The sequence below is a fragment of the Bifidobacterium primatium genome (assembly GCF_002802875.1).
GTDB lineage: Bacteria > Actinomycetota > Actinomycetes > Actinomycetales > Bifidobacteriaceae > Galliscardovia > Galliscardovia primatium.
The window spans coordinates 249,804-272,638 of record NZ_PEBI01000001.1 but is presented as its reverse complement, the minus strand read 5'-3'; the positions used below and the strand labels follow the sequence as shown (position 1 = coordinate 272,638).

The window sequence follows — 22,835 nt, the reverse complement described above, 5'->3', positions numbered from 1 at the left end:
GACGTCACGCCTCCTTCCGGGATGCCACGGTCGTCGCCGAATGCCTCGGTGTTCTGCCGCCGCGTTCGTCGGCGTCCAATATGTTCAGCGGATTCGACGGCCTCTTGTGCAGCCGCTGTTCGCGGTAGATGTTGCGCAGCTCCTCGCCATCCATGTTCCCCAATCGAATCTGTCGTTGGATGCCGTCGTAGATGAATTCGATGCCGATGAGGAACGTGATGATGGCCACGATCCAGATGACCCAGGCCATCAGGATGCCTATCTTCTCGCCGGTGGTCAGCGAGAACGCCGTCAGTCCGATCGGCAGGATGATGCCGGCGGCCAGCGCCCCGCGCCTGAGCCGCGGATACCATCGTTCGAACATCGCCGCCCGTCGCATGATGCCCGCGTGGAACTCCTCGGAATCGCTCAGCGCGCGCAGCATCTGGTCGAGCCGGTACCGGTTCCTCATGGCCACCGGCTTCTCCGCGGCCAGCAGGTCCGTGGCCGCGAACCGCCGGGAGACCATCGTGTTGAGATTGTTGAGATACGGGCGCAACGTCATGCCGACCACGAACGCCACGGCCGCGAACAGCGTCAGCGTCGTGAGATACCGCCAGTAGTGGTCGCCGTAGAACCCGCCGATCGTCTCGCGCAACGCGTTGTTGCCGTGGGTGATCGGCAGGAACGGGTAGATGCGCTGGAACTCCTTCGGCATCATCTCTATCGGATACATGCCCGACGAGCCCGGCACCTGCAGCACGGTCAGCAGCACGGTGAGGCCTCGGCCCACATGGGCGAACGATATGCACATCGCGTAGATGATGGAGACGTACACCACGCCGATGAACATCGTCGTCAGATACAGCGCCGGCACATTCGCCGACTGCACGCCGATGACGAGATTGCCGGTGGTCGTGATGAGCGCCTGCACGCAGGACAATACGGCCAGCAGCAGCCAGCGTCCCAGATACTTCTGGCTCGAGGTCAGTCCGGGGATGCCTTCGTCGTCGACCTCGAGATGCACCATCATCGCCAGCGTGAACGCGCCGATCCACAACGCCAGATTCGTGAACATCGGAGCCACGGCCGAACCATAGGAGTTCAGCGCATACACGGTATGGGTCTCCAGTGCGGTGGGGGAGGCCACGAACGAGGCCACCTCGTCGGACGAGGCGCCGAGCGCCGACCGAAGCCTGTCGAACGTGCCGGCGCTGGACGCGGCGTTCATGTCGGAGCCGATGTCGTTCAACGTGGTGCGGGTCGCGGCCAGGGACTGCTTCGAGCCCTTGAGAGCCTTCGACGTCTTGGCGAGCGTGGTGCTGAGCTGATTGAGCGCCGTATCCGCCTCGTCCACGGCCGGCCCGACCTTGGCGAGCGTTCCCGAAAGCGTGGTCGCGCTCGCGGAGAACGAGCCGAGCGCGCTGTTGAGACCGGAGGTCGTGGTGCCGCCGAGCGTCGACTGGGTGTTCTGCAGTGCGGCGATGGTGTTCTGATTGGCCGCGTCGATGTCGTTGGCGGCGCCGGCGATGGCGGTGGCGCTGTCGCCGACGTTCGTGCCGGCCGTGCGCAGGGCGTCCAGGGCCTTCCGGCTTTCCTGATTGCGCTGCTCCAGCTGGGTGATGAGCGCCTTGCCGGAGTCCGTGCCGGCGAACTCCGAATCCTTCAGCGCGTCGACGATGGCGGCGTTCGCATCCACCGCATCCTGCGCGGAGTCCACCGCGGAATCGGCCCGTTCCTTGGCGCCGAGCACGCTGCCGGACGCCTTGCCGATGAACGAGTTCGCATTCTGCGATCCTGTGGACAGCGCCGCCGAGGCGCTTGCCGATTTCACCGCCAGCCCGGAGCTGAGCGAGGTCAGCCCGTTCTGTGCGTCGCTCAGCGACGCGATGCCCGAGTCCAGCGTGTTCTGTGCCTTCGCGGCCTTGCCGGAGATGCCGTTCAATGCCTTCCGTGCCTCGGCGACCTTCGCGGACCCGTCGTCCACGGCGGCGATGAGCGAATCAAGCTTGGTCTCGGCGTCGTCGATGCCGTCCAGCGCCTTGTTCACGCCGTTCGACGTCTCGCGGTGCGCCGCATCGGCATGGGCCGAGGTCGTGTTCGCGGCCTTGGCCATGGCTTCGGCCGCCGTTTTACTCACCGTGGAGAGGAACTGGCTGTTGATCTGTCGTTCCAATGTGCCGGCGCCGGTGTCGGTGATGCGCGGCGTGATGGGGCTGGTCTTCTCGTTGGCGTAGTAGTCGATCTTCGGCTGATGAAAGTCGCCGGTGGCGATGGTCATGAGGTCGGCCGAGAAATCCCTAGGGATGATGATGGCCGCGTAGCTTCTGCCGGCGCGTACCTCGTCAAGCGCCTGCTCGCGCTCCATGAACGTCCAGTCGAGCTGATGATTGTCGTGCAGCGACGTCTCCACCTGGTCGCCGATGTTCAGCTCGCCCATGGTCTCGTCCTTCGCGCCCCTGTCCTCGTTGACCACGGCCACGCGCAGCGCTCCGGTGTTGTCGTACGGGTTCCAGAACGCGGCGACGTTGAACCAGGAGTACAACGCGGGAATCGTGCAGATGCCCAGCACCGTGATCACGGCCATGGGCACGGCGAGTATGCGGCGGATGTCGCGCGCGAATACCTGGAATACGTGTTTCATTGTCCCTCGGTGAATCTCGTTGATGTCCTGCGGCTTGCGCGACGTATGGTCGTCGCAGCGAAAACTTACGGATATAAGTTATACTACAAGTGTAGTGTAATAATCAATCGTAAGGAAAAATCGATATACAATACATATCGTTTTTCCTACGGGACGGTCCTTCAACAACGGTCAGGAGCATCGACAATGACGAAGACGGCAGTGCGCACGACGAAACCGAACGGCGACCGACGGGTGCGACGCACCCGCGCCCGCCTGGCGGACGCGCTCATCGAGCTCATGCGCACCAAGCCGGTGGAATCCATCACCGTGACCGAGCTGGCCGACCGTGCCGACGTGAACCGCGTGACCTTCTATGCGCACTACAACAACGTGCAGGAGCTGCTCGGCCGGATCGAGGACGATGCCGTGCAACAGTTCCGCGACGTCGTCGAGAACCACGCGCAGGAGATGATCGCGGGGGAGTACCGACCGTTCGCCGTCGCCGCGCTCACCTACATCGACGAGCATGACGGGCTGTTCTCCGTGCTTATGTCGTCCTTCGGCAATGCGTTGTTCAATGACTTTGCCGACAGTATCCGCGACATCTGCAATGATGCGCTCGACCCCGTTTCGGCGGCGTTGGAAGGCGCGGACGACGTGGACATCGAACACGCGCGGATGGTGCGCGACTACCAGTTCGACTACATCCTCGGCGGCGTCATGAACGTGATTCGCGACTGGTTCAGAAACGGGCGGAAGGAATCCATCGAATTCATGGCCGCCATCATCAGCTCCACCACCAGGGCCGCCGGCATCGACTCCCTGCGTGAGAACATCCGTCTTGCCGTGCGCTGACCGGCGCGTCGGGTTTTCGCCGCCCGGCCATAGACTCGGGAGCATGGCAGACATGAACGATGCGCGGGCGGCGCTCAAGCACTACTTCGGCTACGACGGGTTCCGACCCGGTCAGGAGCCGCTGATCGAAGCGATTCTGCAGGGCCGCGACGCACTCGGCGTCATGCCCACCGGCGCCGGCAAATCCATCTGCTACCAGATACCCGCCGTACTGCTCGGCGGTCTCACCGTCGTCGTCTCGCCGCTGGTGTCGCTCATGGCCGACCAGGTCGCCGGACTCGAGGACAACGGCATCCACGCCGTCTACGTCAACTCCACGCAAAGCCTCGAAGAGCAGTCCGCCGCGCTCGCCGAAGCCGCCTCCGGACGATGCGACGCCGTCTACGTGGCGCCCGAACGCCTCGGCACCCAGCAGTTCACGAATTTCGCCGCCCGGAACCGCATCGCCCTGCTTGCCATCGACGAGGCCCACTGCGTCTCCCAATGGGGGCAGGACTTCCGCCCCGCCTACCTCGGCATCGGCGACTTCATCGCCGGCCTGCCATACCGTCCCGTCATCGCCGCGTTCACCGCGACCGCCACCGAACGCGTGCGCCACGACATCGTGAACCTCGTCGGGCTCCGCAATCCCCAGGTCAGCGTCACCGGCTTCGACCGCACCAACCTGTACTTCGACGTCATCAAGGCCACGCCCACCGCCAAACGCCAATGGATAGAACGATACGTGACCGCCCGGCCCGATGAATCCGGCATCATCTACTGTGCCACGCGCAAGGAGACCGAAGCGCTCGCCGACGACCTGCGCGGCCGCGGCATCGCCGCCGTCTGCTACCACGCGGGGCTGCCGGCCGACGAACGCAGCCGGGCGCAACGCGACTTCGTCAACGACGATGCGCATGTCGTCGTCGCCACCAACGCATTCGGCATGGGCATCGACAAATCCAACGTGCGCTACGTCGTCCACCACAACATGCCCGACAGCATCGAAGCCTACTATCAGGAGGCCGGCCGTGCCGGGCGAGACGGCGAACCCGCCCGATGCACCCTGCTGTGGAGCGACGGCGACATCACCACCCGACGCCGTTTCATCGAGATGGGCAGCGACAACGAACGCCTCAGCGCCGACGAGGCCGAAATCATACGAAACCGCCGACGCGTGCTGCTCGACGGCATGATCGGCTACTGCCGCACCACCGACTGCCTGCATAGATACATCACGTCGTATTTCGGCGAGACCGACGATACGCCATGCTCCGGCTGCTCCAACTGCGACAGCGAGTTCGAGACCGTCGACGTGACGAAGATCGCCGTGGCCGTAAGCCGATGCGTGCATGACGTGCAGGTGCTCCTCGGCCTCGGCGAGAACGGCCGGCCGCGCAATCTCGGCGCCGGCAAGCTCACCCAGATACTGCGCGGCTCCGACGCGCAGGAGATGCACGACTGGCGGCATCTCGACTCCGCGCCCACGTACGGCAGCCTTCGCGACGTGCCGGCGGCGCGCATCCGCGACGTCATATCGCAGATGACGTCGGACGGCTATCTTGCCGTGGAGGACGGCAAATACCAGACCATCACATTCGGAACGCGTGCCGCGCAGACCGTGCGCAACGACTTCCACATGGTCATCAAGCAGGTGGAACGTCCCGCCGGCCGGGACGGCGAATCATCATACGGCGGTTCGTCCGGCCCGTCGCGCGGCACACGCTCCGCCGTTCCCGAGGAGCTTTCCGGAACCGACGCCGAACTGTTCGACCGGTTGCGCGAGCTGCGCACCGAGATCGCGCGCGAGATCGGCAAGCCGCCGTACATCGTGTTCTCCGACAAATCATTGCGCAGCATGTGCGAGCTCAAGCCGACCGATGACGACGAATTCCTCGAGGTCAACGGCGTCGGCCAGCACAAGCTCGAGCTCTACGGCGATCGTTTCCTCCCCGTCATCCGCGACTTCCTCGCTTAGGTATCGCCTATCTGCCTCTCTGCCGATTGCTCTGCCCGGGATGACGGCGCTACGGATGCCTCATGCAATGGCTTCCCTCAGCGAGGGGAGCTGTCGGTGCGGCCGACTGAGGGGGCGTGTGGTCGGATGTTTCAACTCCCCTCAGACCGCCTTTGGCGGCCAGCTCCCCTCAATCATGAGGGGAGCCGAGAATACTGCCAATCCATCAACCCAGACGAAAGGACCATCGTGACATCCGATTCCACTCCGTCCACCACCCGCATCGTCCGTACGGCGACCGCCGCCGACTTCGACGTCATCCAGACGATGTACGCCCGCGCGCGAAAGCTCATGGCCGAAAACGGCAACCCCACGCAATGGGCCGACCGGTTCCCGCTGGAATCCACCGTCCGCGCCGACATCGCCGAAGGGCGCACGCGTCTGCTCGTCGACCACGCCGGAACGGACGACGACGGCAACCCCGGCGCGGAGCGGGCGCTCGCCGTATTCGTGCTGTGCCCCGGCCCCGACCCGTCGTACGCCGAGATCGACGGCGCGTGGCTGGATGACGACGACTACATGGCCGTGCATCGCGTGGCCGCGTCGGGCCTTGGAGGCCATGCCGGCCGCGACTGCCTGAACTGGGCCGTGAAGCACTACGGCAACGTGCGCATGGACACCCACCGCAACAACCACGGCATGCAGCATGTGCTGGAATCCAGCGGTTTCACACGCTGCGGAGTGATCACGCTGGTGCGGCGCGAGGGCGACGCCGAACGACTGGCCTATCAGCGCAACGACCGGCGATAGCGCCGCCGGCCGGCACGTCGCAATTTGGCGACCGTGGTGCCGGCCGTCCGATAACCGGCCATGATGGCCGGCGATAGACGACAACTATGACATGACGGCGACCATGCGGTTGACGATTGACGGTTTTGCGACGACAGTAGATAGCGGTCGCATGCGTTACCGGCATGCGAGTATGCATCCCGTCTTTCAAGGAGGACATCATGGCAGACAAGCCGGTCGTCGAAAGCTTCCAGTTGGATCACACCAAGGTCAAGGCGCCGTACGTGCGCTACATCGACACGGAGACCGGCCCCCACGGCGACGTGATCTCCAACTACGACCTGCGCCTGGTGCAGCCGAACGAGAACGCCATCCCGACCGGCGGCCTGCACACCATCGAGCACACCATCGCCGTGCTGCTGCGCGAGCGCATCCCCGGCTACATCGACTGCTCGCCGTTCGGCTGCCGCACTGGCTTCCATCTGCTCACCTGGGGCGAGCACTCCACCGAGGACGTGGCCAAGGCGCTCAAGGAGTCGCTGGAGTTCATCGCGTACAAGGCCACGTGGGACGACGTGCCCGCCACCACCATCGAGAGCTGCGGCAACTACCGCGACCACAGCCTGTTCACGGCGAAGGAATGGTGCAAGGACATCCTCGCCAAGGGCATCAGCTCCGATCCGTTCGAGCGCAAGGTCGTCTGAGCCGTCGGTCCGTTGAGTCGTAGGACCGCTGAGATGGCTGATGGGTCGTAATGCGGTCCGTAATGGCCGAAATCCGCGATCTGCGGTGCCAAAGGGTCGCTTTCCTCGTTGAAAGCGACCCGAAAGCACCGTGAATCGCGGATTTCGGCCATTTGCGCATGTGATTACAGCGAGTGGCCGAGGACCCGCTTCGTGGGGACGACGATCTCGTTGCTGACGGGCGGCTGCTTGCGGATCGTGGCGAGCAGCGCCTCCCCGGCCTTGCGGCCGATGGTTTCCGGGTCCTGGAGAATCAGGTCGATGCCGTGGCCGACGTATTCCCCCCATTCCCAGTCGTCGAAGCTCAGCAGCCCCATGTCGCGGGGGAAATCCATGCCGAGTTCTCGTGCCGCGGCGAGCACGCGCAGCAGCAGCGGTCCCATCAGCGAGACCACGGCGGTCCGCTCCTGTGCGCTGTTCGCGCTGATGACCCGCAGCGTGTCGGTCAGCCAGGCATTGTCCCCGCCGGCGAGGTCAAGTACCGACAGGCGCAGCCCGAGCCGACGCGCGGCCTCGGTGATGGCGTGCAGTCGCGGGATCTGCGCCGAGGTGCCCACGGTCGTGATGTTCACCACGACGATATGCCGGTATCCCTTGCCTGCCAGCTCCTCGCACATGCGCTGGCTGGCCTCGTAGTTGTCCGACGTCACGTGGATCACCGACGGCGGCGTCGCGTCCACGTATCGGTCGACGAACGCGAGCGGCGTGCGTGCGTTGACGATGGGGTAGTAGTCCTCGAAATTGCTGCGGCTCGGCTGGATGATCAGCCCGTCTACGTTCTGCTGCAGCAGCTTCTCCACGCATTCTCGCTCCTCGTCCGCGCCGTCGTTGGCGTTGAGGAGCATCACGCTGTAGTTCTGCGGCTGCAGCGCCTTGTACATGCCGGTGAACAGCATGGACGCGAAGACGTTCGAGATGTCGCCGACGATGACGCCGATGATGTGTGTGCTGTCCGACCGCATGTTCTTCGCCGCGGCGGACGGCCGATAGTTGAGGTCCTGTATCACCTGCTGGATCTTCTGCTGGGTGGCGACGCTCATCTTGCCGAGATTGCCGTTGAGATAGCGCGACACGGTCGTGACGGAGACTCCCGCCACTTTGGCTACTTCCTTGATGGTGATGGTCTTTCGGCTGTTCATGGTGCTCAATATCGGTCGAAACGGTTGTGGTCATTGGTCATTCTACGGTTCGCTCCTTATCTGCGCCGTCTTTCGCAAACGTGTCGTTATACAGTTTTTAGGAAAACGTTAAAACCATGCTGTAAACCTTAAGACACGCCTCAAATTTCAATGTATATTGACATTATAACTGATTTAGGTGTAACGTTAACCCCACAAGGGAAACGATATACCTTGGGAAATGAAATCATCGAACATCAAGGAGGATGTCGAAGTGAAGTCGGTACTTATCAGCGGCAAGGGACTGATTGACCTGGCTGAACGCCCCGAACCCGAGCATCAGGACGGCAAGGTCGTCGTCCGTCCGCAGTTCATTGGCATCTGCGGTTCCGATCTGCATTACCTGGCCGACGGACAGGTCGGCATGTCCGTCGTCCGCGAGCCCATCGTCCCCGGCCACGAGATCAGCGCCGTGACCGATGAGGACGTCGAGGTCGACGGCAAGGTCATCCCGGCCGGCACCCCGGTCGCCATCCACCCCTCCACGTGGGGCGAGAAGCAGCCCGGCATCGAGGACAAGCCCGAGATCTGGCCGAACGGCCGCTACCTCGGCTCCGCCCAGTACCTGCCGCACGAGCAGGGCGGCATGACCGAGAAGATGGCCGTCCGCCCCGACCAGCTCATCGTCCTGCCGGAAGGCGTCTCGCTCAAGGCCGCCGCCCTGGCCGAGCCGCTGGGTGTGGGCCTGCACGCCATCAACCTCGCCGGCGGAGTGCGCGGCAAGAAGGTCCTCGTCTCCGGCGCCGGCCCCATCGGCCTGCTGGCCGCAGGCGCCGCCCTCACCGAGGGCGCCGCGAGCGTCGCCGTCTCCGACGTGCTCGACCACCCGCTCTCCGTGGCGAAGAAGCTCGGCGCGACCAAGGTCTTCAACGTGGCGCAGGAGTCCCTGCCCGACAACGAGTACGACCTCATCCTCGAATGCTCCGGCGCCGCCCCGGCCATCAGCGCGTCCTTCAAGGCCGCCGCCCCCGGCGCCACCATCATCCAGGTCGGCATGATGGTCAACCGCGACGCCAGCCTCAACATCTCCGCCATCAACGGCAAGGAGATCACCTACATCGGCAGCTTCCGCTTCTTCCAGGAGATCCGCGACGCCGTCGAGGTGCTGGCGAAGAACCCGAACCTCGAAGAGGTCATCACCCAGGTCTTCGACGTCGATGACTACCGCGAGGCGTTCGCCACCGCGGCCGACGCGTCCAAGTCCGCCAAGGTGCTCATCGCCATGTGACGTCTCCGCCGGGGGACGCGCCAAAAGCGCGGTCTCCCGGCCTCCCTCCCGATAATCATCAACCCCGGCCGATCGCCTGTATCACGGCGATCGCCGCAATCATCATCTGATTTCGCGTCGATCATGGAAGACCGACTGCGATTCCGAAGACACGTTTCTAAGGAGAAACCATGCCCAAGTTCGATCGCAACAGCTACAACCTCGAAGGCAAGGTCGCCCTCATCACCGGCGGCGCCCGAGGACTCGGCCGCAACTACTCCATCGCGCTGTCCATGTACGGCGCCGACATCTTCGTCGCCGCCGAGAACGAGGAGGGCTGGGACGAGATCCGCGAGATCGTCGAGGCCAACGGCCGTCAGATCGGCTTCATCAAGCAGGACATCACCAAGCCCGGCGCCGCCGACACCATCGTCGACGCCGTCATCGAGAAGTTCGGCCACCTCGACATCCTCGTGAACAACGCCGGCATCCAGATCCGCAACGACGTGCTCGACTTCAAGGACGAGGACTGGTACAAGGTCATCGACGTGAACCTCAACGGCCTGTACATGCTCTCGCACGCCGCCGCCAAGGTGATGGCCAAGCAGAAGCACGGCAAGATCATCAACATCGGCTCCATGCAGTCCTACCGCGCCGGCAAGCGCATCTTCCCGTACGCGGCCAGCAAGCACGGCGTGCTCGGCCTCACCCGCGCCTACGCCGACGCCCTTGCTCCGTACAACATCCAGGTCAACGGCCTGGCCCCCGGCTACATCATCACCGACATGACCCGCTCCCTGCAGCAGGACCCGGTCCGCGGTCCCGAAATCCGCGAGCACATCCCCTCCGGCGAGTGGGGCGTGCCCGAGCAGCTCATGGGCCCGATGGTGTTCCTGGCCAGCGAGGCTTCCGACTACGTCACCGGCGTGATGCTGCCGGTCGACGGCGGCTACCTGCTGCGCTAGTCGTCGGGCGATGACGACGCGGGCCGGCTGCGGCCGGTCCGCCGAACAAGACTTGCGTCGGGATGGACCCGGCGCGGGAATCGGGAGAGGGCCTGCGGTTTCGGCCGCTCTCCCGTCCACCGGTCGCGGCGACGAAGACGCGACGGTGAACATACGGGTGCCGCACTGGTTTCCTTCCCCTTACCTGTGCGGACCTGCCGGAGGGCATGCCATGGCATGCGTGCCTTACGGGGAATGGGAGGGGAGGAACCCTCCCTATGCAACCAAGAGAGAACCCTGTTGGAAAGGTGAAGTTTCCTATGTCTTCTGCTGAAGTTTCGACTGCCGCCAATGGAGGCGGCGACCCCTCGCTGGTCAAGCGCACGATGGGCGACCTGGTCAAGGCCGCCGTCTCCGGCTGGCTCGGCACCGCGCTCGAGTTCATGGACTTCCAGCTCTACTCGCTGGCGGCGGCTCTGGTGTTCAAGGACATCTTCTTCGGACACGGCTCGCAGGCCGTGGCCATCATGTCGGCAATGGCCGTGTACGGCGTGGGCTACATCGCCCGCCCGATCGGAGCCTGGTACTTCGGCCGCCTCGGCGACCGCATCGGACGAGCGAAGGTGCTGTTCATCACCATCGCCATCATGGGTGTGGCCACCACGCTGATCGGCGCGCTGCCCACCTACGACCAGGTGGGACTCCTCGCCCCGGCACTGCTGGTGATCCTGCGACTCGTGCAGGGCTTCGGCGCCGGCGCCGAGATCGCCGGCTCCTCCGTGCTCCTCGCCGAGTACGCACCGACCAAGCAGCGCGGCATCATCGCCTCGCTGACCGCCCTCGGCACCAACTCCGGCACCCTGTTCGCCGGTCTGGTGTGGGCCATCCTGCTCGGCTGGCTCGGCAACGACGCGGTCGTCGATTGGGGCTGGCGCATCCCGTTCCTCGGCTCCGTCATCGTGATGGGCGTGGCCGTCTTCATCCGAATCCACCTCAAGGAGACCCCGGTCTTCGAGGCCTCCGTGGACGAGATCATCGAGGAGTACGACAAGCCGCTCGACCGCGAGGCCGAGAAGGCCAAGAAGGAGGCCGCCGCCGAGGCCCGCAAGGAGGCCATCGCCGAGCTCGCCAAGACCAAGCGCTCCTGGAAGGCCTTCCTCGTGGCCTCCGCCCTGCGCTTCGGCCAGTCCGGCAACTCCGGCATGGTGCAGACCTACCTCATCACCTTCCTCACCGCCAACCTGCTCGTCTCCAAGACCGTCGCCTCGAACATCGTCGTGTACTCCTCGCTCGTCGCATTCGCCACCGTGCCGCTCATCGGCTGGCTCGGCGACAAGTTCGGCCGCAAGCGCATGTACACCGTGGTCACCGTCATCGACTTCTTCATCATCGTGCCGTGCTTCCTGATGATGCTGAACAACCGCGGCACCGACACGGTCATGGAGCAGACCTCCACCGGTCTGGTCCCGCACTTCTCGAACCCCGACCTGCTGTTCTTCATCGGCTACATCGTGCTGCACAACCTCACGGTCATGGCCCTGGCCTCCCTGGAGAACCTGACCATGGCGGAGTGCTTCGGCTCGGCCCACCGCTACGAGCAGCTGGCCCTCTCCAAGGAGATCCCGAACCTGATCACCGCCGGCTTCGGCCCGCTGATCGCCGCCGCGCTGGTCACCGTGTTCGGCTCCTGGGTCGCCCTCGCCGTGCTGATGTTCTTCTACACCGCGGTCACCTTCGGCGCCAGCGTCGTGATGACCGAGGTCGCCGGCCGCGACCTCACCGTCCGAGAGGATGCGATGTGATATAAGACCTACCCCTGAAATCCCTTGATTGCACGATGCCGGTTCGTTCCCTCCCCGGAGGGCGCGAACCGGCATCGGCGTATATGCGGGATCGTTGTTTGAAGACGTTCGCGGGGTCGCATGACGATTGCCATGCGACCCCGCGGAGCTTACGGCGAGTGTCCGGCTTACAGCGAGTGCCCGGCGATGCGACGGGTCGGCACACTGATCTCCGTCTGCTCCGGGTGGCCCTGCTCGATGATCTGCAGGATGCTTTCGCCGGCGAGGCGGCCGATCTCGTCGATGTCTCGCTGAAGCAGGTCGACGCCGCCGCCGATGAACCGTCCCCAGTTCCAGTCGTCGAAGCTGACGAGGCCGAGGTCCCCGGGGAATTCGAGGCCGGCCGCCTGCAATGCGGTGAGTGTGCGGAACAGCAGCGGTCCCATCAGCGGGAACACGGCCGTGCGCGGGGCGTCCGGACCGGCGTTCTCGCGCAGCCGTTCCGCGAGCCATGCGTCATCATGGCCGCGGACGTCCAGCATGACATGCTCCATGCCCAGCTTCGCCGTGCAGTGCCGGACCGCCTCGAGCCTGGGCAGCTGCGACGACGTCGGCGCCGTGGTTTCGCTCACGGTGACGATGCGGCGGTATCCGCGTTCGTGCAGCTCCCGGCACATGGCCTTGCTCGACGGTGTGTTGTCGGATATGACGTGCGCGGCGTTCTTCGGCGTCGCCTTGACGATGCCGTCGACGATGACCAGCGGCGTATGCGCGTTGACGATGGGGTAGAAGGCCTCCGGGTCGTCCTGCGTGGGCTGGATGATCAGGCCGTCGACGTTCTGGCGTATGAGCTTGTTGATGCACAGGTTCTCGTCGGCCGGGTCGTTGCCGGTGCTGAGCAGCATCAGGCTGTAGTTCCTCGGCTTGATGACCTTCTGGATGCCGCCGAACAGCATCGAGGAGAAGATGTTGGAGATGTCGCCGACGATGACGCCGATGATCTTCGTGGAGTTCGATCGCATGCTCTGCGCGGCCGACGACGGCTGGTAGTGCAGGTCCTCGATGACCTTGCCCACCTTCTCGCGGGTGTCGGCGCTCATGCGGGCCATCTGTCCGTTGAGGTAATTGGACACGGTGGTGACGGAGACCCCCGCCATGCGTGCGACCTCCTTGATGGTGATGGTTTTGCGTCTGGCCATGGTTTCTTCGATCCTGTGGGTGATAGGGGGAATGAAGGGAATTCTACCGCCGCCTTCGACCAAGATGGTTTTTCCGGGCTGCGGCATGTGTCCGCTCACATCGTTGCGATTTCATTTTACTGAAACGATAAACTAATCGCAACACGCCGATAAAACGTTGAAAACATGCGAAAAATACTTTGGTTATAAAAACTTAGTGTATCGTTACATCTAACAGCACAACACATGCAATCAAGGAGGATGCTGTGAAGGTAGTCAAGATTCCCGGCAAGGGCCAGCTCGAGGTCATCGAAGCCCCCGAACCCGTCGCCGACGATACGCACGTGGTCATTCGTCCGAAGTTCATCGGCATCTGCGGTTCCGATCTGCATTACCTGGCCGATGGCTCCTGTGGCCTGTCCGTTATCCGCGAGCCGCTCACCCCGGGCCACGAGATCAGCGCCGTGCTCGACGAGGACGCCGTCATCGACGGCAAGAACGTCCCGGCCGGCACCCCGGTCGCCGTCCATCCCGCCACCTTCGGCGACAAGCTCCCCGGCATCGAGGACAAGCCCGAGATCTGGCCGAACGGCTCCTACTTCGGCTCCGCACAGTACTTCCCCCACACCCACGGCGGCATGACCGAGAAGATGGTCGTCCGTCCCGACCAGCTCCGCGTGCTCCCCGAGGGTCTCTCCCTCGACATGGCCGCACTCGCCGAACCGCTCAGCGTCGGCCTGCACGCCATCCGCCTCGCCGGCGATGTGCGCGGCAAGAAGGTGCTCGTCTCCGGCGCTGGCCCCATCGGCCTGCTCGCCGCCGGCGCGCTCGTCTCGCTCGGCGCCGCCCGCGTGGACGTCTCCGACGTGCTCGACGCCCCGCTTGCGGTCGCCAAGAAGGTCGGTGCGCAGGGCGTCTTCAACGTTGCGCAGGAGTCGCTGCCCGCCAACACCTACGATCTGGTGTTCGAATGCGCCGGCGCCGCCCCCGCCATCAGCGCCGCGTTCAAGGCCGCCGCCCCCGGCGCCACCATCGTCCAGGTCGGCATGCTGCTCGACCGCGACGTGCCGCTGAACCTCTCCGCCATCAACGGCAAGGAGATCACCTACATCGGCAGCTTCCGCTTCTACGACGAGATCGACCAGGCGCTGCAGATCCTCGCCGACACCCCGGCGCTCAAGGAGGTCATCACGCAGGTCTACCCGGTCGACAAGGTCGCCGACGCATTCGCCGTCGCCAGGGACTCCTCGCAGTCCTCCAAGGTGCTCGTCGAATTCTGAGCCGCATAGAGGCCATACATCATGTCGGGGCCTCTCGACGCCGAAAGGCCCCGACATCACACGATTCCCCGAAATACGAACGATACGGACAAAACGATTCCGATACTGCGGCGCGGACAATGCCGCCCGTGCCGATAACCGATTACGTATATATATATGAGGTGAAGCAAACCATGTCGTCTGCTATGACCATCGACGGAACGACCGAGGTCGCCGCCGAAATGACCGCGGTCAACGTCGAACCCGCGGCCGAGAAATCCGATCCCACCCTGGCCGAACGCACCACCGCCGATCTCATCAAGGCCGCCGTCTCCGGCTGGCTCGGCACCGCGCTCGAGTTCATGGACTTCCAGCTGTACTCGCTGGCCGCCGCACTCGTCTTCAAGGACATCTTCTTCGGACACGGCTCCGCCGCCGTGGCCATCATGTCGGCCATGGCCGTGTACGGCGTGGGCTATGTGGCCCGCCCGATCGGCGCCTGGTACTTCGGTCGCCTCGGCGACCGCATCGGCCGCACCAAGGTGCTGTTCATCACCATCGCCATCATGGGCTGCGCCACCACGCTGATCGGCGCGCTGCCGACATTCGACCAGGTGGGACTCCTCGCCCCGGCGCTGCTGGTGGTTCTCCGACTGGCCCAGGGCTTCGGCGCCGGCGCCGAGATCGCCGGCTCCTCCGTGCTCCTCGCCGAATACGCCCCGAAGAAGCATCGCGGCATCGTCTCCGCCTTCACCGCGCTTGGCACCAACTCCGGCACCCTGCTGGCCGGCGCCATCTGGGCCGTGCTGCTGGCATGGCTCGGCAACGACGCCGTGGTCGATTGGGGCTGGCGCATCCCGTTCCTCGGTTCCGTCATCGTGATGGGCGCCGCCGTCTTCATCCGAATGCACCTCAAGGAGACCCCGGTCTATGAGGCCTCGGTGGAGGAGACCATCGCCGAGTACGACAAGCCGCTGAACAAGACCGCCGACGCCGAGGCCGAGAAGGCCCGCAAGGAGGCCGAGAAGAAGGCCGCCGCCGAGATCGCCAAGACCCCGCGCTCCCTCAAGGCGTTCATCGTCGCCTGCATCCTGCGCTTCGGCCAGTGCGGCACCTCCGCCATGGTGCAGACCTACCTCATCACCTTCATGACCGCCAACCTGCTCGTCTCCAAGTCCGTCGCCTCCAGCGTCGTCGTGTATTCCTCGCTCGTCGGATTCGCCACCGTGCCGCTGATCGGCTGGCTCGGCGATGTCTTCGGACGCAAGCGCATGTACATGGTCGTCACCATCATCGATGTGTTCCTGCTGGTGCCCTGCTTCCTGCTCATGGTCAACAACCTCGGCACGCAGACCACCATGGAGCAGACCTCCTCCGGACTCGTCCCGCACTTCTCGAACCCCGACCTGCTGTTCTTCATCGGCTACATCGTGCTGCACAACCTCGCCGTGCTCTCGCTCGCCTCGCTGGAGAACCTGACCATGGCCGAGTGCTTCGGCTCCGCACACCGCTACGAGCAGCTCGCCCTCTCCAAGGAGATCCCGAACCTCATCGCCGGCGGCTTCGGCCCGCTGACCGCAGCCGCGCTGGTCACGGCGTTCGGCGGATCGTGGATCGCGATCGCGGCCATCATGGCGGTCTGCCTCGTGCTCACCTTCCTCGCAGCGGTGGTCATGCCGGAAGTCGCCGGCCGTGACCTCACCACCCGAGAAGACGCGATGTAACCGACGTGCAATCCGGGGTCGCGGGGCCAGGCCGCGACCCCGACCGCAACAATCAAACACAACCGCAACAATCATCCGAACCGTACGACCATCCAAATCCAAGGAGAACGACATGACAGTCACCATCGACAAGGTGCGCGTCATCTGCACGGCGCCCGAAGGCATCAACCTCGTCGTCGTCCGCGTGGAGACCAACCAGCCGGGCCTCTACGGTCTGGGCTGCGCCACCTACGCCTACCGCCACCTCGCGGTGAAGACCGTGGTGGAGGAGTACCTCGACCCGCTGCTGCGCGGCCGCGATGTGGAGAACATCGAGGAGATCTGGCAGCTCATGCACCAGAACGCCTACTGGCGCAACGGACCGATCTCCAACAACGCGATCTCCGGCGTCGACATGGCGCTGTGGGACATCAAGGGCAAGATGGCCGGCATGCCGGTCTACCAGCTCTTCGGCGGCAAGGTCCGCGAAGGCATCCCCGTCTATCGCCACGCCGACGGCCGTGACCTCGAGGAGCTGTGCGACAACATCCAGCAGTTCCAGGAGATGGGCATCACCACCATCCGCTGCCAGTGCGGCGGCTACGGCGGCGAGGACTACGGCAACACCCCGGCCACCGCCCCCGAAGGAGCCCACCCAGGCGTCTACCTCGACTCCAAGAAGTACATCCACGACACGGTCGAGCTGTTCGCCGGCATCCGTGACCGCATCGGCTACGACATGAACCTCGTGCACGACGTGCATGAGCGCATCGCCCCGGTCGAGGCCCTGCAGCTCGCCAAGGCTCTCGAACCCTACGAGCTGTTCTTCCTCGAGGACCCGGTGCCGATCGAGCAGACCGACTGGCTGCGCCGCCTGCGCCAGCAGACCAGCATCCCGATCGCACAGGGCGAGCTGTTCAACAACTCGGCCGAATGGAAGACGCTCATCACCGAGCACCTCATCGACTTCATCCGCGTGCACATCAGCCAGATCGGCGGCATCACCGCCGCCCGCAAGCTGCAGATCTTCGCCGAGCAGTTCGGTGTGCGCACCGCATGGCACGGCCCGGGCGACATGTCGCCGCTGGCCCACGCGGCGAACATCCACATCGACCTGGCCGCGCAGAACTTCGGCGTGCAGGAATGGTCGGGCATCGAGCCGCCGAACTTCGTGATCCAGGAGCTCAAGGGACCGCACGGCGCACTGCTCGACGTGTTCCCCGGACTGCCCGAGTACAAGGACGGCTACGTCTACGCCAACGACAAGCCGGGCCTGGGCGTCGACCTCGACGAGGCCGAGGCCGCCAAGTACCCGTGCGAGAACACGGTGACCACGTGGACGCAGACCCGCCGCCGCGACGGCGCCCTCGTCACCCCGTGACCGGCCGGCGCCCGCCGGACCGTCCATCACGGATCCATAAAACACAGACCCATAACTTAATATCCACCAAGCAAACCAACCGAAACCAAACAACACCTATCCAATAGGAACAATTGAAAGGAGCCAATGATGGCTTTCAACTACCAGGACAAGTTCAACGTCGCCGGCAAGAACTGCATCGTGACGGGCGGCGCCCAGGGCCTCTCCCGCGGCATGGCCGAGGGCCTGCTGGAGAACGGCGCCAAGGTCGTCGTCATGGACGTCCAGAAGGACAAGCTGGAGAAGGTCGTCGAGGAGTACCGCGCCCAGGGCTACGACGCCTACGCCGTCGTCGGCGACCTCTCCAAGAAGGCCGACATCGACCGCATGTTCGACGAGGCCATGGAGATCCTCGACGGCCGTCTCGACGTGCTCATCCCGGCCGCCGGCATCCAGCGCCGCCACCAGCCGTGGGAGTTCCCGGAGGACGAGTGGAAGCTCGTCATCGACATCAACCTCAACCACGTGTGGTTCATGTGCCAGAAGGCCGTCGCCATCATGAAGGACCAGCCCACCGGCGGCAAGATCATCAACATCGGCTCCATGGTCACCTGGTTCGGCGGCACCACCGTCCCGGCCTACACCGCCTCCAAGGGCGCCGTCAGCCAGCTCACCAAGAGCCTCGCCGTGGACTGCGCCCGCTACAACATCTGCGTGAACGCCATCGCCCCCGGCTACATGGACACCGAGATGTGCGCCAACATGACCCAGGAGCGCAAGGACGAGTGCACGGTCCGCATCCCGGCCAACCGCTGGGGCCTGCCCGAGGACCTCAAGGGACCGGTCCTGTTCCTCGCCTCCTCCGCCAGCGACTACGTCAACGGCACCGTCATCCCCGTCGACGGCGGCTACCTGGTGAAGTAAGACCGGGAACATCCCCCATCGGCCCGTGACATACGGGCCGCAACAGCCGAAATCCGCGATTCGCGGTGCGAAAGGGACGTTTTACTCGTCAGAAACGTCCCGAAGGCACCATGGATCGCGGATTTCGGCGTTTTTTGCCGTGCCTTCGGACATGGCCGTGCGGGGTGCGCGATGAGGCGCGTGGGGGAGGGGCTATCTGGCGGCGATGACCGTGCTGACCTCGTCGACGATGTCGTGCATGGCCTTGCGGGCGCGTTCGGCGTCGCCCTTCCACACGGCGTCGGCCACCTCGTCGTGCGCGTCGAGTGCGCTGGCGGACGGCCGGCTCGGATACATGTTGATCTCCACGCGCCCGCGCAGGATGGTCTCCACGATCGGGGCAAGCGAGGCGAACAGCTCGTTGCCGCTGTTGCGCAGCAGCGTCGAATGGAACTCGATGTCGAGCTCGTGGAACGGGTCGAGGTCGCCGGCCTCGCCGTGCCTGCGCATCTCCAACGCCAGCACCGGCATCTTCGCCCGCGTCTCCAACGATGCGCGGTGCGTGGCGCATGCGGCGGCGGCCGGCTCCACGGCGAGACGCAGCTCGGTGAGCGACAGCAGCTCCTGCTTGCGCTGGTTCGAATGCAGCTTCCAGTGAATCACCTGCGGGTTCAACGCGGCCCACGTCTCGGGGCTCTGCGCGACCAGCCCCACACGGCGCCGGATGGTCACGGCGCCGGTGGCCTCCAGGTATCGCGCGGCCTCGCGCGCCACCGTCCTTGAGACGCCGAACCGACGCTGGATGTCCTCGAGCGTCGTGCTTGTACCCACGGGCCATGGTCCGTCGATGATGTCGGTGGCCAGCTGGTCCGCGATGGGCAGATGCATCAGCTTGGCATCGTTGGTTTTCCCATCGTTGGATTTCGGCGTATCAGTCATAATAAAAAGATTACCAATCAACGAAAAGAATGCCAATCCAACTAATGGGCATCACGATAATTTTTAAAAGTACTCTTTTTAAATTGACAAAGATTACGAAATCTGATTATAATAATCCCATCAAATCGCAGTCATATCGTGGCCGCAACGCGGCCGCCGAGCAAAGGAGCAGACGATGACAGTGCACGTCGTGGTTATGGGCGTCGCCGGATGCGGCAAGACCACCATCGCGGAGGCCGTTCGGGACCAGTTGGGCTATGTCTACGCCGAAGGCGACGAGTTCCATCCCAAGGCCAGCGTCGACAAGATGCGCGCCGGCATCCCGCTGACCGACGAGGACCGCTGGCCCTGGCTCGACACCATCAACAAGTGGATGCGCGACCAGTCCGCCGAAGGCAACTCCACCGTCGTCTCCTGTTCGGCGCTCAAGCGCGCCTACCGCGACGTGCTGCGCCGCGACATCCCCGTGTTCTTCGTGCACATGGTCGGCAGCGAGGAGGTCATCGGCAAGCGCATGGCCGCCCGCAAAGGGCACTACATGCCGCCGTCGCTGCTGCCCAGCCAGTTCGCCGATCTCGAACCGCTCGAGGATGACGAGCCGGGCATCAAGGTCTCCATCGAAGGCAGCGTCGACGAGATGGTCGCCCGCGCCATCGAGGCCGTCAAGGCGCACGCCGCCGCCGAGGAGCGCGCCCTGGCCGCATAATCGTCGCGCATGGCTCCCCTCACGGGGGAGGGGAGCCGGCGTCATTCATATGCGGCGCGGACGTCGTTCGGGCGTCCGGGTGCCGTCCAGATGTTGCGTGGGTGTCCTTCTTGCCTGCGTCGTTTTCATCCATGCTCTCGCATCGTTCCTCGCCCATAATCGTTTCTCTGCGGATCCTTCGGATGTCCGGAGCCTTTCGCGCCTCATATCTTCATTTCCTCACCATCCGCACCACACAAGAAAAGAGCACATCATGCAGATCGGAATGATCGGACTCGGCCGCATGGGCGGCAACATGGTCAAGCGCCTTCGCGACGGCGGTCACGAGGTCGTCGGCTTCGACATGGACCCCGACTCCGCCCGCGACGTCGACAGCCTCGAATCGCTCGTCGCCGCGCTTGACGCCCCTCGCGTCGTATGGGTAATGGTGCCGGCCGGCAAGCCCACCGAATCGACCATCGACGGGCTCAGGGAACTGCTCGAGCCGGGCGACATCGTCATCGACGGCGGCAACTCCAAGTACACCGAGGACCGTGCCCACGCCGCATCACTGGCTGAAAAGGATATCAAATTCCTCGACTGCGGCGTCTCCGGCGGCGTGTGGGGCGCCGAACGCGGCTACGCGCTCATGCTCGGCGGCGAGCAGGAGACCTTCGACCACGTCAGGCCCCTGCTGGAGACCCTCAAGCCGGAAGGCGAATACGGTCTGGTGCTGGCCGGCCCAGTCGGCGGCGGCCACTTCGCCAAAATGGTGCACAACGGCATCGAATACGGCATGATGCAGGCGTTCGGCGAAGGCTTCGCCACCATGATGCGCAGCGAATACATCGACGACGCCGCCAAGACCATGGTCTCGTGGCGCGAGGGTTCGGTCGTCGCATCCTGGCTGCTCGATCTGTTCGAGAACGCCACCAAGGACGATCCCGAACTGCGTGACGTGCCGGCCGTCGCCAACGAATCCGGCGAGGCCAAGTGGATGGTCGAGGCGGCGCTCGAGCTTGGCGTGCCGACGCCCGCCACCGGCGCCGCGCTCTACGCCCGCCAGGCGTCGCGCGGCGGTGCGGACGACGTGCTGCGTGTCGTCACCGCCATGCGCGCCCAGTTCGGCGGCCACGTCACCAAGGTCGACGAGATCGCCACCCACTGATCCGACTCATTCTTCGGTTATTTGGTAAATCCGGTCATGCAGAGGTCGTTTGTCGGGCCTCCATGACCGGATTTACCATATTTCGGTTTTTATCGTTTATGGGTCCTAGCGTCGTGCGCGGGTGTCGATCTCCTCGTCGAGGAACGGCTTGATATATGACAATGCCGCGCCAAGGATGTTCTGGCCTTGGGAGCATACGCTGCGGATGATGGCGAACCGGTCGTCGGGGAACGAGGCGATGGCGTCGGTCTTCTTTCGCAGCGCGGCGAAATCGTCGTCCGACATCAGGTAGGCGATGCGACCGCCGATGATGACGTCGTTGCTGAGCACCGTTCGCGCGTTCTTGATGGCGTGGGCCAGGTACGTCAGGTACCTGTCGAGCCGCCGTGCGCAGTCGTCGTCGCCGTCGTGCGCGCGGCTGAAGAATTCGGCGAGGCTGTCGCATCCCGAATCGTCGAGCAATGCCGCCCGCGACGTGTAGACATCCATGCAGCCGCGCTGCCCGCAATAGCATTCCGGCCCGTCGATGGCGAGGGTCATGTGTTCGCAGGTGCCGTTGCGCAGGTTCTCGCCCTCGTTGATCTGTCCGTCGGAGATCACCGCGCAGCCCACATGCTCATCGAGGTAGATGCAGGTGGCGTTGGCTATGGCGTCATCGAGCCAGAGCTCGGCGATGGCCGAGGCATGCGAGTCGTGGATGAGCCGGCAGGGGTGGGGGATGCGTTCGCTCAGGCGGCTGAGCGTCAGACCCGTGTTGCCGAGGATCATGCCGAAGGTCAGGTGGCTGCCGTCCGGCGAGACGATGCCCTGCACGGCGAACGCGACGCCGAGAATGGATGATTCGTCCACGCTGAGTTTCGCGGCGATTGCCTCGATGAAATCGTTGACGTGACCGGCGACGGCCTCGTAGTATTCGTCGCCGTTGTCGTAGTCGATCATATGGGTTCGGCCTGCAAGGCGCTCGCCATAGAGGTCGTATGCCTGCAGGGCGACGGATGAGCCGAGGATCTCCACGCCGATGGCGATGCGGGCGGTCTGGTCGAACGAGTAGATCTGCGCGCGGCGGCCGCCGTTGGAGTCGAGAAAGCCCGACCGTTTGATGAGTCCGGAATCCTCCAGGTCGTTGAGGTTCTGCGTGATGGTGGGTGGGCTGATCGGCAGGGCCTGGGCGAGGTCCTGCCGTGAGGCGTGGCGATGGCGATAGATGTATCCGAGCACGAGCCGGCGCTTCTGTTCCTTGATTGCCGTGGTCGTTGCGATTTCCATGCCGTTGAACCTCCTAGCGTGATGTTCCTCAGTGTAATGTGCGACACGCGGCGTCGACGGCCGTTGGGCTTGGTTGGAACGTAGGTTTTCCAAGCCTTCCACAATTATAAGGACCACTTTAATAAAAGTGGATTGACAAAGCGGGGTGTCGTGCGTATTCTTTAATCAACCACTTAATGAAAAGTGGTCAACTAAAGTGAAGCGCAGTGATTTCGCCGATTCGGACGCAAACGTCCTGCCCGGCGTACGACAAACGCGGTGCATCGGTGCACGGCATGGTTTTCAAGGAGGTGGACGATGACGTTCCCAATGACTGCGGCGTCCTCGACATTGGAC

The 22,835-nt window shown here is 64.1% G+C and carries 18 protein-coding genes; 13 read left to right on the top strand and 5 right to left on the bottom strand.

Annotated elements, in window-relative coordinates:
• Positions 1-4 precede the first annotated feature (4 nt).
• Positions 5-2,623, bottom strand: coding sequence for a YhgE/Pip domain-containing protein (locus tag CS006_RS01035; RefSeq protein WP_100509939.1), 2,619 nt, complete (start codon positions 2,621-2,623; stop codon positions 5-7).
• 186 nt (positions 2,624-2,809) lie between these two features.
• Between CS006_RS01035 and CS006_RS01030 the strand changes: the two genes are divergently transcribed.
• The 4 genes from CS006_RS01030 to CS006_RS01015 all read left to right on the top strand — a co-directional run bounded on the left by CS006_RS01030 (position 2,810) and on the right by CS006_RS01015 (position 6,889).
• A complete protein-coding gene (locus CS006_RS01030) occupies positions 2,810-3,460 on the top strand; it encodes a TetR/AcrR family transcriptional regulator (RefSeq protein ID WP_100509938.1) in 651 nt (216 codons plus the stop codon).
• Positions 3,461-3,503: 43 nt separating this feature from the next.
• Positions 3,504-5,417: a DNA helicase RecQ gene (gene recQ, locus CS006_RS01025; protein ID WP_100509937.1), complete on the top strand. Its 1,914-nt coding sequence runs from the start codon at positions 3,504-3,506 to the stop codon at positions 5,415-5,417.
• Positions 5,418-5,723: 306 nt separating this feature from the next.
• Positions 5,724-6,206, top strand: a complete 483-nt coding sequence (locus CS006_RS01020) for an N-acetyltransferase (protein WP_191997265.1) — start codon at positions 5,724-5,726, stop codon at positions 6,204-6,206.
• 200 nt (positions 6,207-6,406) lie between these two features.
• Entirely contained in the window at positions 6,407-6,889 is a 483-nt protein-coding gene (locus CS006_RS01015; protein WP_225432814.1) for an S-ribosylhomocysteine lyase, read from the top strand.
• Between the two features lie 164 nt (positions 6,890-7,053).
• Here CS006_RS01015 and CS006_RS01010 read toward each other — a convergent pair whose 3' ends face one another.
• Positions 7,054-8,067 (bottom strand): LacI family DNA-binding transcriptional regulator, encoded by a 1,014-nt coding sequence (locus tag CS006_RS01010; protein WP_100509936.1) that lies wholly within the window; start codon positions 8,065-8,067, stop codon positions 7,054-7,056.
• Between the two features lie 253 nt (positions 8,068-8,320).
• Between CS006_RS01010 and CS006_RS01005 the strand changes: the two genes are divergently transcribed.
• The 3 genes from CS006_RS01005 (at position 8,321) to CS006_RS00995 (ending at position 12,059) form a co-directional block, all read left to right on the top strand.
• Positions 8,321-9,334: a zinc-binding dehydrogenase gene (locus tag CS006_RS01005; RefSeq protein WP_100510432.1), complete on the top strand. Its 1,014-nt coding sequence runs from the start codon at positions 8,321-8,323 to the stop codon at positions 9,332-9,334.
• A gap of 170 nt (positions 9,335-9,504) precedes the next feature.
• The gene (locus CS006_RS01000; RefSeq protein WP_100509935.1) at positions 9,505-10,278 is read left to right on the top strand and encodes an SDR family oxidoreductase; all 774 of its coding nucleotides are present in this window, start codon (positions 9,505-9,507) and stop codon (positions 10,276-10,278) included.
• A gap of 299 nt (positions 10,279-10,577) precedes the next feature.
• A complete protein-coding gene (locus tag CS006_RS00995) occupies positions 10,578-12,059 on the top strand; it encodes an MFS transporter (protein ID WP_100509934.1) in 1,482 nt (493 codons plus the stop codon).
• Positions 12,060-12,226: 167 nt separating this feature from the next.
• Here the strand turns inward: CS006_RS00995 and CS006_RS00990 are convergent, their stop codons facing one another.
• A complete protein-coding gene (locus tag CS006_RS00990) occupies positions 12,227-13,237 on the bottom strand; it encodes a LacI family DNA-binding transcriptional regulator (RefSeq protein WP_163200098.1) in 1,011 nt (336 codons plus the stop codon).
• 245 nt (positions 13,238-13,482) lie between these two features.
• Between CS006_RS00990 and CS006_RS00985 the strand changes: the two genes are divergently transcribed.
• The 4 genes from CS006_RS00985 to CS006_RS00970 all read left to right on the top strand — a co-directional run bounded on the left by CS006_RS00985 (position 13,483) and on the right by CS006_RS00970 (position 18,462).
• A complete protein-coding gene (locus tag CS006_RS00985; protein WP_100509932.1) occupies positions 13,483-14,496 on the top strand; it encodes a zinc-binding dehydrogenase in 1,014 nt (337 codons plus the stop codon).
• A gap of 173 nt (positions 14,497-14,669) precedes the next feature.
• Entirely contained in the window at positions 14,670-16,199 is a 1,530-nt protein-coding gene (locus CS006_RS00980; RefSeq protein WP_225432816.1) for an MFS transporter, read from the top strand.
• Positions 16,200-16,311: 112 nt separating this feature from the next.
• A complete protein-coding gene (locus CS006_RS00975) occupies positions 16,312-17,559 on the top strand; it encodes an enolase C-terminal domain-like protein (RefSeq protein WP_100509931.1) in 1,248 nt (415 codons plus the stop codon).
• Between the two features lie 126 nt (positions 17,560-17,685).
• The gene (locus tag CS006_RS00970; RefSeq protein WP_207759977.1) at positions 17,686-18,462 is read left to right on the top strand and encodes an SDR family NAD(P)-dependent oxidoreductase; all 777 of its coding nucleotides are present in this window, start codon (positions 17,686-17,688) and stop codon (positions 18,460-18,462) included.
• A 192-nt stretch (positions 18,463-18,654) separates the two neighbouring features.
• Here CS006_RS00970 and CS006_RS00965 read toward each other — a convergent pair whose 3' ends face one another.
• Entirely contained in the window at positions 18,655-19,380 is a 726-nt protein-coding gene (locus tag CS006_RS00965; protein ID WP_100509929.1) for a FadR/GntR family transcriptional regulator, read from the bottom strand.
• Positions 19,381-19,555: 175 nt separating this feature from the next.
• Between CS006_RS00965 and CS006_RS00960 the strand changes: the two genes are divergently transcribed.
• The gene (locus tag CS006_RS00960; RefSeq protein WP_100509928.1) at positions 19,556-20,086 is read left to right on the top strand and encodes a gluconokinase; all 531 of its coding nucleotides are present in this window, start codon (positions 19,556-19,558) and stop codon (positions 20,084-20,086) included.
• 253 nt (positions 20,087-20,339) lie between these two features.
• Complete coding sequence (gene gnd / locus CS006_RS00955; protein WP_100509927.1) at positions 20,340-21,233, top strand: phosphogluconate dehydrogenase (NAD(+)-dependent, decarboxylating); 894 nt, start codon at positions 20,340-20,342, stop codon at positions 21,231-21,233.
• 105 nt (positions 21,234-21,338) lie between these two features.
• On the opposite strand, the gene CS006_RS00950 is transcribed toward gnd, so the two are convergent.
• A complete protein-coding gene (locus tag CS006_RS00950) occupies positions 21,339-22,499 on the bottom strand; it encodes an ROK family transcriptional regulator (RefSeq protein WP_100509926.1) in 1,161 nt (386 codons plus the stop codon).
• Between the last annotated feature and the right edge of the window lie 336 nt (positions 22,500-22,835).

Excerpts from the sequence above, each read along its gene's own strand:
- CS006_RS00960 (WP_100509928.1), top strand. The coding sequence starts at position 19,556 with ATGACAGTGCACGTCGTGGTTATGGGCGTCGCCGGATGCGGCAAGACC.
- CS006_RS01020 (WP_191997265.1), top strand. The coding sequence starts at position 5,724 with ATGTACGCCCGCGCGCGAAAGCTCATGGCCGAAAACGGCAACCCCACG.
- CS006_RS00990 (WP_163200098.1), bottom strand. The coding sequence starts at position 13,237 with ATGGCCAGACGCAAAACCATCACCATCAAGGAGGTCGCACGCATGGCG.
- CS006_RS01010 (WP_100509936.1), bottom strand. The coding sequence starts at position 8,067 with ATGAACAGCCGAAAGACCATCACCATCAAGGAAGTAGCCAAAGTGGCG.
- gnd (WP_100509927.1), top strand. The coding sequence starts at position 20,340 with ATGCAGATCGGAATGATCGGACTCGGCCGCATGGGCGGCAACATGGTC.
- CS006_RS00950 (WP_100509926.1), bottom strand. The coding sequence starts at position 22,499 with ATGGAAATCGCAACGACCACGGCAATCAAGGAACAGAAGCGCCGGCTC.
- recQ (WP_100509937.1), top strand. The coding sequence starts at position 3,504 with ATGGCAGACATGAACGATGCGCGGGCGGCGCTCAAGCACTACTTCGGC.
- CS006_RS01035 (WP_100509939.1), bottom strand. The coding sequence starts at position 2,623 with ATGAAACACGTATTCCAGGTATTCGCGCGCGACATCCGCCGCATACTC.
- CS006_RS00975 (WP_100509931.1), top strand. The coding sequence starts at position 16,312 with ATGACAGTCACCATCGACAAGGTGCGCGTCATCTGCACGGCGCCCGAA.
- CS006_RS01030 (WP_100509938.1), top strand. The coding sequence starts at position 2,810 with ATGACGAAGACGGCAGTGCGCACGACGAAACCGAACGGCGACCGACGG.
- CS006_RS00970 (WP_207759977.1), top strand. The coding sequence starts at position 17,686 with ATGATGGCTTTCAACTACCAGGACAAGTTCAACGTCGCCGGCAAGAAC.
- CS006_RS01015 (WP_225432814.1), top strand. The coding sequence starts at position 6,407 with ATGGCAGACAAGCCGGTCGTCGAAAGCTTCCAGTTGGATCACACCAAG.
- CS006_RS00995 (WP_100509934.1), top strand. The coding sequence starts at position 10,578 with ATGTCTTCTGCTGAAGTTTCGACTGCCGCCAATGGAGGCGGCGACCCC.
- CS006_RS00980 (WP_225432816.1), top strand. The coding sequence starts at position 14,670 with ATGTCGTCTGCTATGACCATCGACGGAACGACCGAGGTCGCCGCCGAA.
- CS006_RS00965 (WP_100509929.1), bottom strand. The coding sequence starts at position 19,380 with ATGACTGATACGCCGAAATCCAACGATGGGAAAACCAACGATGCCAAG.
- CS006_RS01000 (WP_100509935.1), top strand. The coding sequence starts at position 9,505 with ATGCCCAAGTTCGATCGCAACAGCTACAACCTCGAAGGCAAGGTCGCC.